Genomic DNA, 12995 nt, shown 5'->3' with positions numbered 1-12995 from the left:
CACGGCCGCTTCCTCACGCCATCACGAACGGCCGGAACACCGCCCACGTCACGGCCGACCAGCCACGATCAACAAGATCGTGTTACGAGCTCTAAGCCATCCGTACGTTCGCTCCACCGCCCAGCGTTTCGGAATCGGGGTGAATCCCCTGGTCCCGGGGGCGCGTTGGGTGATTTCCATGTCGATACCGAGGGTGGCGGCGTGTTCGACGAAGTGCTTGCGATAGCCGCCGTCGACCCACACTTTGCGGATCGTGGGGTGGTCGGCGGCGACCCGGTCGAGCATCTGGGTGCCGGCCACGGAGTCCTGGACGCTGGCTGCGGTGACCAGTACAGCGAGCAGGAGGCCGAGCGTGTCGGTGACGATGCTGCGTTTCCGGCCCACGATCTTCTTGCCTGCATCCGTACCCTGGCTCGCGGCAGGGACACTGGTGGAGGTCTTGACACTCTGGGCGTCGATCACGCAGGCCGACGGCTCGGCATTCCGCCCCTCCTTCTGCCGCACCAACTCCCGGAGCAGGCTGTTGAGCTGGGCGAACACGCCGTCCTTCTGCCACTTCGCGAAGTACCCGTAGACCGTCTCCCAGGGCGGGAAGTCGTGCGGCAGGTAGCGCCACTGCACCCCGGTCCGGTCGATGTACAAGATCGCGTTCATGATCTCGCGCAGGTCGTGCTCGGGCGGACGCCCGATGTCCAGGGCGTGCCGTCGGCGCTCGGCCCGCCAGGCCGTCAGGACCGGTTCGATCAACTCCCAGCGGGCATCGGACAGATCACTCGGATACGGACGACGCTCGGTCATGACCCGGGCGTACCGCCGGCCGACGTCGGGGTCCAGGAGCGCGGACACGGGAGTAGGAGCGCGGCTCCTGCCAGCGCGCCGGGCATGTTGGGATGAGACAGGCGCGAGCCCCATTCCGCCCCGTCTGCCACACCATCCGACCCTCAAGCCTCACCCACGCTTACAGCCCCACCAGCACCACATCCCCGGGTTGAATAAATTAGGAGATAGCAACGCAGTACAGGTGAAAACGACCTCTAAGGACGCTCGGCACCGGCTTCAGGAAGCGGTTCGCCCAGCTCCCCCTCCACGGCGTCGGCCATGGCCCGCAGCACGGCCAGGGTGCGCTGCGCTTCGGCCTCGTCGACCGTCGTGATGGCGAAGCCGACGTGGACCACGACATACGTGCCGACGTCCGCCTCGGGTGTGTAGGCCAGGCACGCCTCTCGGCGCACCCCGCCGAAGTCGACCGTCGCCACCCGCAGCCCGGCCTGATCGTGGATCTCCAGGACCCTGCCCGGAATGCCCAGACACATCGCGCTCACTCCCCTCGGAGACGGGCCGCGGCGATCGCGGCCTGCCCGTAGCTGATACCTCCGTCGTTGACCGGAACCGCACTGCCGACGAGAACCCGCAGACCCTGAGCCCGCAGCACGGCCTTTACCTCCCTGAGCAGCCGGGCGTTCTGGAAGCAGCCGCCGGACAGGCACACCGTGCGCGGCGCGCCCGCTCGTACGGCTCGCTCCACCAGGCCGCTGGTGACCTCGGCGATCGTCCGCTGGAAGGCGGCGGCAAGCTGATTCACCCGCTCGCCGCCGGCCACTCCTTCGAGCAGGGCGACGAGCGTGGGGACCGGGTCGTAGACCCACAGTCCGGCCTTCCGCACCAGCCGCCAGGGCAGAGCGTCGGCCCGCAGGGTCCCGGCAGTTGCCTCGAGAGCCACGGCGGCCTGGCCCTCGTACGTCGCGTCGTCGCAGAGGCCGAGCAGGCTCGCCGCGGCGTCGAAGAGTCGGCCCGCGCTGGACGCACGTGGGCAGTTCACGCCCCGCTCGACCATCACCCGGACGACGTCGGCCTCGCGTGGGTCGAAGCGCCGCGCGAACAACCGGATCAACGTCGGGGGCGGGAGGGGAGCGCCCAGTGGCTCGGCTCCGTGGAGGTACCCCAGGGCCATGCGCGCGGGCCGGCGCACGGCTGCCTCGCCTCCGGGCAGCGGCGCTGTCGCGAAGCGGCCCACGCGGCGGTACCGGGTCAGGTCGGCGACAAGAATCTCGCCACCCCACAGCGTGCCGTCGTTGCCGAGGCCCAGCCCGTCGTAGGCGACCCCGGTGAACGGCCCGCGCACGCCGTGCTCGGCGGCGCAGGCCGCAACGTGCGCATGGTGATGCTGCACCGCGAGCCGCCGCCCTGACGGCTGGGAACGGGCCCACTGGGTGGACAGATAGCCCGGGTGAAGGTCATGGGCGACCGCACGCGGTTCGATCCCGGTCAGGCGCACCATGTCGGCGTACGACGTCTCGAAGGCGGCCAGCGTGTCGGCGTCCTCCAAGTCGCCGGCGTGGGGTCCGAGGAAGGCATGCGCTCCGGCCGCGAGCGCGAAGGTGTGCTTCAGCTGCGCACCGGCCGCCGCGATGGGAGACGTGGCGGCGACGGGCAGGGGAAGCGGCGCGGGAGCGAATCCGCGGGCCCTGCGGAGGGTGAGGACCGTACGGCCGGCCGGGCGCACCACCGAATCGTCGTAGCGAGCGCGAATGGGCCGGTCGTGGGAGAGGCAACCGTCGGCGACGTCGGCCAGCATGCTTCTCGCCGCCGTGTCGTCGATCGCGATGGGCACGCCGGAGACGTTGCCGCTGGTGACGACGAGCGGCCGATCGAGGTCGTGCAGCAGCAGGTGATGGAGGCCCGTGGTGGGCAGGAAGAGGCCGATCGTGTCGGTGCCCGGGTGCACGAGCGTCGCGATGCGGGTACGGCGCCGCGCTGTGAGGAGCACGACCGGACGGGCGGGCGTCGTCAGGGCCGCGTGGCCGGTGCGCGGCACATGAGCCAGACGGCGGACGGTCTCCGCGTCGCGGGCCATGACAGCGAACGGCTTTGCCGGACGCCGCTTGCGGTGCCGCAGCCGGGCCACGGCCTCGGCATTCGTGGCATCGCACACCAGCTGGTAGCCGCCCAGGCCCTTCACCGCGACGATGGCACCGCCGTCCACCGCGGTCACCGCCGCATGGAGAGCGGCTTCTCCGGCGAGACCGTCCCACGACAACTGCGGGCCGCAGTCGGCGCAGGCGATCGGCTCGGCGTGGAAAAGCCGGTCGCCGGGGTCCCCGTACTCCGCGGCACAGGGCGCGCAGAGCGTGAACTGCCGCATCACGGTCCGCTCGCGGTCGTAAGGCAGGTCCTCGATGACGGTCGCGCGCGGGCCGCAGCCAGTGCAGTTGATGAACGGATAGCGATATCGCCGGTCGGACGCGTCGAGAAGCTCACCCAGGCACTCCTCGCACGTGGCGGCATCCGGCGGGATCTCCCGGGACGTCACCGGGGCTCCCCCGCTCGTGCTGGTACGTACGGTGAAACCCGAGCCAGGAGCCGGAAGCGGGTCAAGGAGTGGCCCGACTCCCACGCGGCGGACGTCTGCGAGGGATGGCGCGCCATTCCGCAACCGCTCGATGAGTGTGCCCAGTTCCTCCGGTGATCCGGAGACGGAAAGCTCGACGTGACCGCCGGCATTGAGCACCCAGCCGTCGAGCCCCAGGCCGGTCGCCACACGATGGACGAAGGGGCGGAAGCCGACCCCCTGCACTCGGCCGGACACCGTGATCATGCGTGCGACTCGGACGCGTCCGTCCGCGTCTCCCGACTCCTTCACGGCCGGCTCTTGTGGCCCGGGATCTCACCGCGGGCGACGGCGTCGCGATGCCGCTCGATGTCCTCTTCGATACGTTCCGCCAGTGGCTCGACCGCTGCGACCACGGCCGGTGTCAACCCCGTACCCAGTGAGCTGTCGGCGCCCTCGACCGCATAGACGACCAGGTGTCCGGGCATCCTGCGGAGGGCCCTTGACAGCTCCACCGCCTCGCCGAGCCCGAGCCCATGAGTGCTGGCGGTGCCCGTCTGCCAGGCGCCGTGCTTGTCCAGCTCCACCCGGTGGACCCGCCCGGGGTGCCCAGGGTGCGCGTGCGCGGCGTCCACGACCACGGCCAGCTCGGCTTCCTCCCACAGCTCGATGAGCCGGCCGGGGTCGCCGTCGCACGACGACAACCGGGTCCCGGCCGGGAGTGGTCGGCCGACGGCGCGCTCCCGCAGCCGCGCGATGATGGCGGGGCCCACGCCGTCATCCCGGCGGAACTCGTTGCCGACGCCGACGACCGCGATACGGGCGGAGACCTCCATGGCTCACTCCCTGTCATCGGATCCCGTTTCCACCATCTGTCCAACGGGCCGGGTCCGCTCGGGGCCGGGCACGTGATGCGTCTGGATGGGTCAGCGCGGGTCCGGAAGAGTGACGGGAAGCGCTGCCTGCGGTGGCATCTGGTCTCCTGATACGGCGGAGAGCGGGAAGCGAGGCCCAAGATGACCGAGTGGACCTGGGAGTACGAAGGCTACGACCCGGCTACCGAACGGCTGCGGGAAACGCTGTGCACGCTCGGCAACGGGTACTTCGCCACGCGCGGCGCGGCGCCCGAGAGCAGGGCGGGCCCGGTGCACTACCCCGGTACGTACGTGGCCGGGTGCTACGACCGGCTGGTCTCGACGGTGGCCGGGCGCCAGGTCGAGAACGAGGACATGGTCAATCTCCCGAACTGGCTGCCGCTGCGCTTCCGACTGCTCTCCGGCGAGGAAGCAGGCCCGTGGTTCGCCCTGGACACGTGCGCGGTGGCCGACTACCGGCAGGCGCTCCACCTGCGAGAGGGCACGCTGACCCGGTCGTTCCGCCACCGCGCGCCCGACGGCCGGGTACTGCGGGTCGAGCAGTTCCGTCTGGTCCACATGGGGGACCCTCACCTCGCGGCGCTACGGACCGTGTTCACGTCGGAAGGCTGGTCGGGGCGGATCGAGGTGGAATCCGCCCTCGACGGAGACGTCGTCAACGCCAACGTGCACCGGTACCGCGCCCTGGAGCGCCGACACCTCACGGCGGTGCACGTCGGCGAGGCTGGCCCGGACACCGTCCTGCTGCGCTGCCGCACCAGAACGTCGGACATCGGCATCGGCATGGCCGCGCGCACCACGGTGACCGGCTGCACCCCCGAGTCCTCGGCCAAGACCACCGCCGACCACCGGCCGGCCCACCGCCTGATCTTCACCCTGTCCGACGAAGGCCCCGCCGCCGTGGACAAGACCATCGCGCTCCACACCTCCCGTGACCGTGCCATCAGCGCCCCCTGCACAGCGGCCGTCGACCTGGCCCGGACGGCCCCGGACTTCCCCTCGCTGCTGCGGTCGCACACCGACGCCTGGGAACAGCTGTGGCGGCGGGCGGACATCCACGTGCCCGGCGAGGCGGGCCGGGTCCTGCGCCTGCACCTCTTCCACCTCCTGCAGACGCTCTCGCCCCACACCGCGGACCTGGACGTGGGTGTACCGGCCAGAGGCCTGCATGGCGAGGCGTACCGAGGCCACGTCTTCTGGGACGAGCTGTTCGTGCTGCCGTACCTGAACCTGCACTTCCCGGAGGTGTCCCGGGCGCTGTTGGACTACCGGCACCGCCGACTCCCCCGAGCGGTCCGGTCCGCCCGTGAGACGGGCCGGACCGGCGCGCTGTATCCGTGGCAGAGCGGCAGCGACGGCCGTGACGAGACGCAGACGCTGCATCTGAACCCGCGCTCCGGCCGTTGGCTGCCCGACCGCTCCGTGCTCCAGCATCACGTCGGCTCCGCCGTCGCGTACAACGTGTGGCAGTACTGCCAGGCCACGGGCGACACGGGGTACCTGCACACCAAGGGCGCGGAGATGCTGCTGCAGATCGCCCGCTTCTGGGCGGGCCGCGCAGAGCCCGAACCGGTGACCGGCCGCTACCGCATCCGTGGGGTCGTCGGTCCGGACGAGTACCACGACGCCTACCCCGGTGCCGCGCGGCCGGGGATCGACGACAACGCGTACACCAACGTGACGGCGGCCTGGGTGCTCGCCCGCGCTCTGGACCTCATCGGGAGCCTGCCCGCCCGGCGTCGGCAGGAACTCGTCGAGCGCCACGTCCTGGACACCGGCGAACTCCCGCTGTGGGACGAAATCTCGCGACGCCTCCGAGTACCCTTCCACCACGATGTCATCAGCCAGTTCGACGGCTACGGCGAGCTGGCCGAGCTCGACTGGGCCGCCTACCGCGCCCGTTACCCCGACATCCGGCGGCTCGATCGTCTCCTGGAGGCCGAAGGGGATTCGGTCAACCGGTACCAGGCGTCCAAACAGGCAGATGTCCTGATGCTCGGCTACCTCTTCTCACCGGCCGAACTCTCCGCCATCTTCCGACGGATGGGCTACGAGCTCACCGACGAACTGTGGCAGCGCACGGTCGACTACTACCTGCGACGCACCAGCCACGGCTCCACCCTCAGCGAAGTCGTTCATGGCTGGGTCCTCGCCCGCGCCCACCGCACCGACGCCTGGCGCTACTGCCGCGAAGCACTCGAAGAAGATGTCGCGGACATCCAGGGAGGCACCACCGCCGAAGGCATCCATCTCGGCGCCATCGCCGGCACCCTGGACCTGGTCCAGCGCGGCCTCACCGGACTCGAGACCCGCGAGGACGCCCTCTGGCTCGACCCCGTGGAACTCCCCGAACTCTCCGAATTCGGCTTCACCATCCGCTACCGAGGGCACTGGGGCATCGGAGTACGCCTGCAACGTGAGCAGTTGACCATCAGCGTTCCGGAATCGGAGGAGTCCGCGGTCAGGATCGTGCTGCCCGACCGGCGCATCACCATCCAGCCGGGAGAGACCAGCACGCTCACACTGGGTCATGCGACTGAGACCGGTCCCCGATGAGGTGTCGCCGGACGGATCGGTTCGACATCCGCCAAGGTCGCGATGGTCTGCCGTCGCCCGGACCGGGATGCCGGGTGCAGCCAAGGCCGTTGCCGCCCATGCCCGATTCACTCCTTCACAAGATCGCCCATGGGAGTTCGGGGTCTTCACACCGCAGGCCGGCGATCCGACGTTCCACTTCCGCGAGCGTCCCCAGCGCATGGGTGGCCTTACGGGCATTCGTGGTGATCATGCGCAGTTCCCGCAGGTCGCGCAGAACCCGGTAGCCGGGCCACTGGGCGACGTCGACTCCGTATGCAGTAGCGAACTGTTGGTAGTGCTCCAAGCCGTGGCCGAAACGGCGGCAGTGGATTTCGACCGTGACCAGGTCCCATTCGGGCTGACCGTAGGCGATCGTGTCCCAGTCGCACAGCACAGCCCGGCCGTCCTCGGTATGCAGCGCGTTACGGTGCTGCGGGTCACCTTGTACAACGCCCTCCGGCAGCGTGTAGACGACCTGCGCGAGCTCGTCGGCCAGGCGTTCGACGCGCTCGGTGAGGAATCTCAGAGTCTGTTGCGGGAGGCAGGTCGTCGCGGCCAGCGAGCGGCGGATCGCCTCGACCACCTCCAGCCGCTCCAGCTGTACCGGAGGGTCAGCAATTCGATGCAATTCGGCGAGCGGACCGGCGAGTTGAGAGGCTGCGACCGAATGCTCTGGCTGTGGCAGATAGCTCCAGAAGGTCACCGCATGGCCGTCGACGACGACCGGCTGCTCGGCCACGGCATGCAGTGGGACGGTGGGAAAGTTCTGCGTCATCAGCCAACGGACAAACGTTGCTGTCCTGGCCACGGCCACTTTGTCCGATCCACGCCGGGCGATCTTGACAACGACCGGTTCCGTGATCAGGCGCACGACGGCGTTGGTGTGCCCCCGCAACCTGACCGCACCGGCGCAATCGAGGCCGACTCTCGCACAGGCGTGTTCCAGCACATCACGCATCTCAGTCTCGTCGAAGCCACCGAAGGTGATCGTCGTTGGTGCCGTCATAGAGCTAAGGCTGTCGGAAACGACGTACCGGTGTCACACCGCCCCTGCTGACAACGCCAGAATTTCACCGAGATCATGTGCTGCCGTCCCCGAGCGTATGGCCGGTGGCAGTGCGGCGATCACGTGACGGGCCCGCGCTCCCAGGATCGGTGTCCGATGCGGCTCGGGGACACCCAGATAGGTTGCCTGTGCGAGTTCGCACGCTTCCGTGGGGCTGTGATCCTGGGCCAAGCAGATGGCCTCTTCGAGCCGGAGCAGTGCCGGGTCGATGCTGGTCCGGTCCGGGTACAAAGCGAGCGCCTGGCGCTGCACGCTACGGGCCAGGCTGCTGCGGCGCAGGTGCGTATAGGCGCCGCTCAGGTACAGCAGCAGCCGTCGCTCGGGGAAGGCGAATGCTTCTTCGCCCTCTCCGTCTGTAGCGCGGTCGAAGATGTTCTGGGCCATGTGGATGGCGTTGTTCGCTCCTTCGATATCGCCGAGCTGGGCGAGTGCTCGGGCCTCGGCGGCCGCAGCCAAGGCACCAGTCGCGCGTGGGCGGTTGTGCATCAGCAGCCGGGCCTCGCGCGCGAGGGTGATCGCGGCGTCCAGCGGGCCGTAGTAGTAGGGGAGCATCGCCGCCTGGGCTCGCACGCGGGCGCGCAGCTCGATATTTCCGCTGTCGTCGGCAGCCGCTCGGGCGGTGGCATACCAGGCCCGGGATTGGCGCAGGACTCCTAGTTTCATCAGCGCGTCGGCGATGAGTGTGGCCAGCATGGCGGTCATTTCGGAGAGCCGCACTTGGATGGCGGCCGGCTGGCGCTCGCTCGACAGGGCCTGGACTTCCCGCAGCTCGGCGAGCAGCAGGGACAGTATCGGTTCGGGGGGTGTGTACAGGTACTGTTGCCGCAAATACAAGATCCGTTCATCGAGAAGGTCGAGCTGTGCGGGGCTTACGCTGGCGGACGCCAGGGTTCGGTCCACTGATCGGCGTGCGTCATCGAGCAGTTGGTCGAACGCGTTCGTCGCATGCCCGGGGACTGCCGGCATGAGGGAGACGCCCCCGCTTTGCCCTGGCACACGGCCACCGCTTACCGCGACACCGCGCTGGCCCTGTTGGGTTTTGGGGCGGTAGTCGCCAGCAAAGCCAAGCCCCTGGGCGTCAGTCCGATACAGGCGGCATAACAAGTCGACGATGACGGCCTTCGGGCTGACCACGCCTGCCTCGTACTGAGACAGCTTGTCCACGTCCAGCTTGGGCGTGGTGGAGTCACCGGCGCACATATGCCTGTACTCGGCCGCAGCAGCTTCAAGTGACAGTCCGCGTGCCAAGCGATGGGCTCGCAGTCGGCTCACATGGCAGCATGAGTGGATTTCATCCACCAGACGCTCATTTGTCCACCCATTCGTCGTGGCACTGTCGCGCCAACGCTTGGCACACGACGGACGGTGCTGTTCGGCCACGAGCGCCACCTCCGCGATATTCGCCTCCGTGAAGGTGGAGCGTAGCCTCCAAGAGCTTCAACTGGGCTTGAGATTCGGGGTTTCCCCGAAGGTACAGGCACACGTTTCCTGAGTTCCCGGGGTTTTAGCGGAATTCCCGGTTTTCCCGGATGGCCGAGTCAGCAGCTGCCCCTCACTCTGTTTCCCCGCGCACCTGCGTGGCCCTCCCGCACTCAACTTCACAACGCCGAGGCCGAGATGACGAGCCAGAGCACCACCCCCGCACCCCGCCCGACGCTTCAGCAGCGCCTCCGACAGAGCGTTCGCCACCTCGTCGAGGAGCCCCCGCAAGGTTCTGAGCCGCAGCACGAGCGTGCCGTCGAATCCCCCGCCGGTGCTCGCTACCGGCAGACGCACGGGGGCGTGACGAGCTGGCCCGCCCACGATTACGAGGTCTACTGGGACCTCGCACGCGCCGTCCCTCTCCCCGGCCTTGGCCCCGGTGAGACCCAGTGAACGGGCATGCGGCTCCGGTCCTATGCGGCCATCTCCTGCCGTATCCGGTCCAACGCATCTCCCGCCGCTGCCCGGACGTCAGGCAGCTGCTGACCGGCGGCGCGCATAATGCGCTGCAACTGGTGCGGCAGCCGCTGCACCACCGCTTCGCCCACCGCCGCGTCGAGGGCTTCGGCCGCCCCGGTGCGGTCGTTGCCGATCAGACGGACCTGGGCGCCGGTGACGAGCTCGATCACTCGCCACTGCGGCGCCACCGTGGTCGTCAGCGCCGGCTGCTCCTCCACAAGCCGTATGGCCTCTGGTGCACGGCCGGTTGCCAGGAGTCCGCGCAAGTGGATCTCGTGCAAAGAGAACGGGTTGAACAGCGAGGTGTGCCCGGCCTGGTCGAGGAGGGTGTCGGTCTCGCACAGCACCGCGTCGAACAACTCCCGGTCGCCGAGGGCGCCCGCGGCACGGGCGAGGAGCGGCAGCGCGGCGGCGCGATCGTCGAGGGTGGGGGCGATGGCAACCGCGTGGCGCAGGCGTTCGACGGCGGCGCCGTGGATGCGGGCCTTGCGCAGTTCGTTGCCGTGCATGCGCAGGATGCCGGAGAGCAGAGCGGGGTCGTCGCCGAGGTGGCGGGCCGCTTCCAGGCTCTTGGCGGTCCAGCGGGCCGCAGTGGCCAGGCGCTCTTCGGGCAGCACGTTGCCGAGAGCGACGCCCAGGCCGACGCGGGCACGGGAAAGGAGTCGTACGACGTCACGTTCGCTGTGGCCGTCTTCGACACGGGCTTCGAGACGGGCGACCAGCGGCCACAGCTCGGCGACGGCCTCGGAGGCGTGGCCGGACTGGCGGGCGATCTCCGCGAGTCGGACCGTGGACTCGCCGAACTGAAGCATCGCCCGATGATCAGTGTCGGCGACGTCGGTCACGCCGAGGACGTGTGGCGGCAGACCCAGGCACTCCGCGACGCGACGTCGCGAGCCGACGTCCTCCAGCGAGCGTTTGCCCAGTTCCAGGGCCGAGACGTATGTCTTGTCGTAGCCCAGGAGCTGGCCGAGCTCGGTCTGATTGAGCCGGTGCACGACCCGGTGGAACCGCAGGATCGCCCCCAGGTCGCGGGTGACGAGGACAGCCTCGGCCTGCGGGGTCGCCCAGTGCCACAGCACATGACGGGCAGCGGGGCGGGGCGACGGAAGCCCTGGGCCAGCGGGCTGCGTCACGGCGTTCCTCCCCGTGGTGGGTCAGCTCTGCCGCTGGCCGTACCAGGCGGCGATGGCACGCTTGTAGCCGTCGGGCATATGCAGCCTCGGCACTTCATCGGCCGTGAACAGCCCGACTTCCTTGTGCTCATGGCTGACGACCGGCGTCCGGTCCGGGGTGAGCACGGTGCAGCCGAAGGTCACGATCAGGACCCGTCGGCCGGGGATCGGCTCGTAGATCCACACGCCCCCGTCGATGAGCGGGCCGACCTTCACCTCCCACCCGGATTCCTCCAGCAGCTCCCGCTCGATCGTCGTCTCGGGGCTGTCGTCGCCGGGCTCGAGTCTGCCCCCGGGCAGCTCCCACTCCTGCCGCTCGTTCTTCAGCAGCAACACGCGCTGACGGATGTCGAGGGCGACGGCTTTGACGGATACGGGCCAGGTCGGGGGCGTGTAGGTCATCGCTGTCCTTCGCAGTGCATCACCGGTCCATGGGGCGCTCGGAACGTAGCACGCGGCGGCCAACTTGCCACCCCCTTGGGTGGATTGTCCGAGTCGACAATCCGTCGCTGTACCCCGCTCCCCACTGCCACCGACTCTGGCCGCACTGTCCCTGATGAGAGGAGCACGCCGATGCGCGAAGCCCAGCCGTTCACGGCCCACTACGTCGACATCCAGTCGCCGCGGGCCGAAGAGATGGTCCAGGAGCGGTTACGCGACACCGGGTTGATCACCCTCGACGGCTTCACCTCCCGCAGCACCGTCCGCGACTTCGCCGCCCGGATCATGGACATCGCCCCGCACCGCGACAGCGACCCCGACGGTCTGACCACCATCCGCGACACACGCCGCCACGCTCACCTTGCCGGATACGGGGGTTTCGGCACCGGTGAGCTCGCCCCGCACACGGAACGCTCCGGTGTCCCGACCCCGCCTCGGCTCATGCTGCTGGTCTGCGGCACCCCCGCCCACTACGGCGGCACGTGCCTGCTCACCGACGGCCGCGCCGTCTACTCCGACATCGCGGCACGACGACGCGAAGCCATCGTGGCCCTCGGCAAGCCGCGCACTGCGTTCTTCGGCGCCGGAAACGGCCACGCCACGCAGGTGTTCACCGAACACCCCGATGGCCGGGTGTCCGTACGCCTCCGCCTCGACGGCCTCGGCCGCTTCAGCCCCATCGTGCAGCCCCACCTGCCACACCTGCGGGTCGCGCTCACCGCCTATCAGATCCGCCTGCCGCTCGCCGCCGGCCAGGGATACCTGCTCGACAACGAGCGATGGCTCCATGCCCGCGACGCCTTCACCGGAAGCCGCCTGTGCTGGCGGGCCCTCGGCGAACCCTGCTTCCCCCTCCCCAACGGCTTCGCCCCCGCGCCACGATCCGTCACCAGGCCGACCGCAGCTCGCCAGGCGGTCCCGTCATGAGGACCTTCGAGATCACCAATCGCAGGAGTCACGATCCCCGAAGCACCGCCCAGACCAAAGCGCACGAGTACCCGATCGACGTCGACGGCATCATGGGCACGATCCGCGCCACCCTGGACAGAATGCCGCTGGCCAACACCGTCGAGCATCTACTGCTGCGCCTGCGCGGACACATCCAGCTGCTCTTGGCAGAGATCGAGGCCAAGGGTTGGGCGCGGTACGGCCAGGACAACCCGATCCGTCTCCTGGCCACGGCCGCGAGAGACAAGCTGAACGACGAGCCGAAGGCGGAGCCGGTGATCGCGCGCTGCCTGTACGCCCAAGAGCTGGCCCGCGTGTGCCGCGAACTGCTCGCTCTCACGCTCGCCGGGCCAGGACTCGAGCAGCATCACCTGGCAGTCGCGTCATGAGCGGCCATGCACGGCCTCGACGCCGAATCGTCTGGTACGACCTTGTTGGCGACGTGTGCAAGTGGGCCTACGGGGTCGGCGTCGTCGCCACGCTGGGACTGCTTGGACAGCTCGTCCACCTTGAGCACCACCACAACGCCGCCGCACCGAACCTGCCGCCGGTCAGCGTGCCCGACCTGTCCCCCGAGGAGTGATCGCCTGTGGACCGCTCTCGCGCATACCCGGGAAATCCGCACGCCTCCTCGGACCACAGCA

Annotated in this window: 11 protein-coding genes and 1 pseudogene; 4 read left to right on the top strand and 8 right to left on the bottom strand. The window is 69.2% G+C overall.

Translation table 11 applies throughout. The features are described 5' to 3' along the window. Nucleotides 1–93 precede the first annotated feature (93 nt). The 4 genes and pseudogenes from ACFY1P_RS34230 to ACFY1P_RS34215 all read right to left on the bottom strand — a co-directional run. A pseudogene (locus ACFY1P_RS34230) lies at nt 94–798 on the bottom strand (IS5 family transposase); the annotation flags it as partial. Between the two features lie 236 nt (nt 799–1034). Beyond that, nucleotides 1035–1313: a HypC/HybG/HupF family hydrogenase formation chaperone gene (locus tag ACFY1P_RS34225; RefSeq protein ID WP_390752906.1), complete on the bottom strand. Its 279-nt coding sequence runs from the start codon at nt 1311–1313 to the stop codon at nt 1035–1037. Nucleotides 1314–1318: 5 nt separating this feature from the next. Next, nucleotides 1319–3595, bottom strand: coding sequence for a carbamoyltransferase HypF (gene hypF, locus ACFY1P_RS34220; protein ID WP_390752905.1), 2277 nt, complete (start codon nt 3593–3595; stop codon nt 1319–1321). A 41-nt stretch (nt 3596–3636) separates the two neighbouring features. Then, nucleotides 3637–4164 (bottom strand): hydrogenase maturation protease, encoded by a 528-nt coding sequence (locus tag ACFY1P_RS34215; protein ID WP_390752904.1) that lies wholly within the window; start codon nt 4162–4164, stop codon nt 3637–3639. Nucleotides 4165–4344: 180 nt separating this feature from the next. Between ACFY1P_RS34215 and ACFY1P_RS34210 the strand changes: the two genes are divergently transcribed. Next, on the top strand, nt 4345–6759 hold the full coding sequence (locus ACFY1P_RS34210) for a glycoside hydrolase family 65 protein (RefSeq protein ID WP_390752903.1): 2415 nt from the start codon (nt 4345–4347) through the stop codon (nt 6757–6759). Nucleotides 6760–6874: 115 nt separating this feature from the next. Here ACFY1P_RS34210 and ACFY1P_RS34205 read toward each other — a convergent pair whose 3' ends face one another. From ACFY1P_RS34205 to ACFY1P_RS34190, 4 genes are all read right to left on the bottom strand, one after another. Further along, nucleotides 6875–7786 carry a phosphotransferase family protein gene (locus ACFY1P_RS34205; RefSeq protein WP_390752902.1) on the bottom strand — a complete coding sequence of 304 codons (912 nt, stop codon included), beginning with the start codon at nt 7784–7786 and terminating at the stop codon, nt 6875–6877. A gap of 33 nt (nt 7787–7819) precedes the next feature. Then, the gene (locus ACFY1P_RS34200; protein ID WP_390752901.1) at nt 7820–9226 is read right to left on the bottom strand and encodes a helix-turn-helix domain-containing protein; all 1407 of its coding nucleotides are present in this window, start codon (nt 9224–9226) and stop codon (nt 7820–7822) included. A gap of 515 nt (nt 9227–9741) precedes the next feature. Beyond that, nucleotides 9742–10923: a helix-turn-helix domain-containing protein gene (locus tag ACFY1P_RS34195; RefSeq protein ID WP_390752900.1), complete on the bottom strand. Its 1182-nt coding sequence runs from the start codon at nt 10921–10923 to the stop codon at nt 9742–9744. Between the two features lie 21 nt (nt 10924–10944). Further along, the gene (locus tag ACFY1P_RS34190) at nt 10945–11364 is read right to left on the bottom strand and encodes an NUDIX domain-containing protein (protein WP_390752899.1); all 420 of its coding nucleotides are present in this window, start codon (nt 11362–11364) and stop codon (nt 10945–10947) included. A gap of 171 nt (nt 11365–11535) precedes the next feature. On the opposite strand from ACFY1P_RS34190, the gene ACFY1P_RS34185 reads away from it, so the two are divergent. From ACFY1P_RS34185 to ACFY1P_RS34175, 3 genes are read left to right on the top strand one after another with little or no spacing between them, the layout of a single operon-like run. Next, the gene (locus ACFY1P_RS34185) at nt 11536–12330 is read left to right on the top strand and encodes a TauD/TfdA family dioxygenase (RefSeq protein ID WP_390752898.1); all 795 of its coding nucleotides are present in this window, start codon (nt 11536–11538) and stop codon (nt 12328–12330) included. After that, complete coding sequence (locus tag ACFY1P_RS34180) at nt 12327–12740, top strand: DUF6415 family natural product biosynthesis protein (protein ID WP_390752897.1); 414 nt, start codon at nt 12327–12329, stop codon at nt 12738–12740. Before ACFY1P_RS34185 ends, ACFY1P_RS34180 begins: the two co-directional genes overlap by 4 nt. Beyond that, nucleotides 12737–12934, top strand: a complete 198-nt coding sequence (locus ACFY1P_RS34175) for a hypothetical protein (RefSeq protein ID WP_390752896.1) — start codon at nt 12737–12739, stop codon at nt 12932–12934. Before ACFY1P_RS34180 ends, ACFY1P_RS34175 begins: the two co-directional genes overlap by 4 nt. The last annotated feature ends 61 nt before the right edge of the window (nt 12935–12995 follow it).

The sequence above is a fragment of the Streptomyces sp. NPDC001407 genome (assembly GCF_042895325.1).
Lineage (GTDB): Bacteria > Actinomycetota > Actinomycetes > Streptomycetales > Streptomycetaceae > Streptomyces.
The sequence above is the reverse complement of the archived record's forward strand: the minus strand, read 5'-3'. Positions and strand labels throughout refer to the sequence as shown.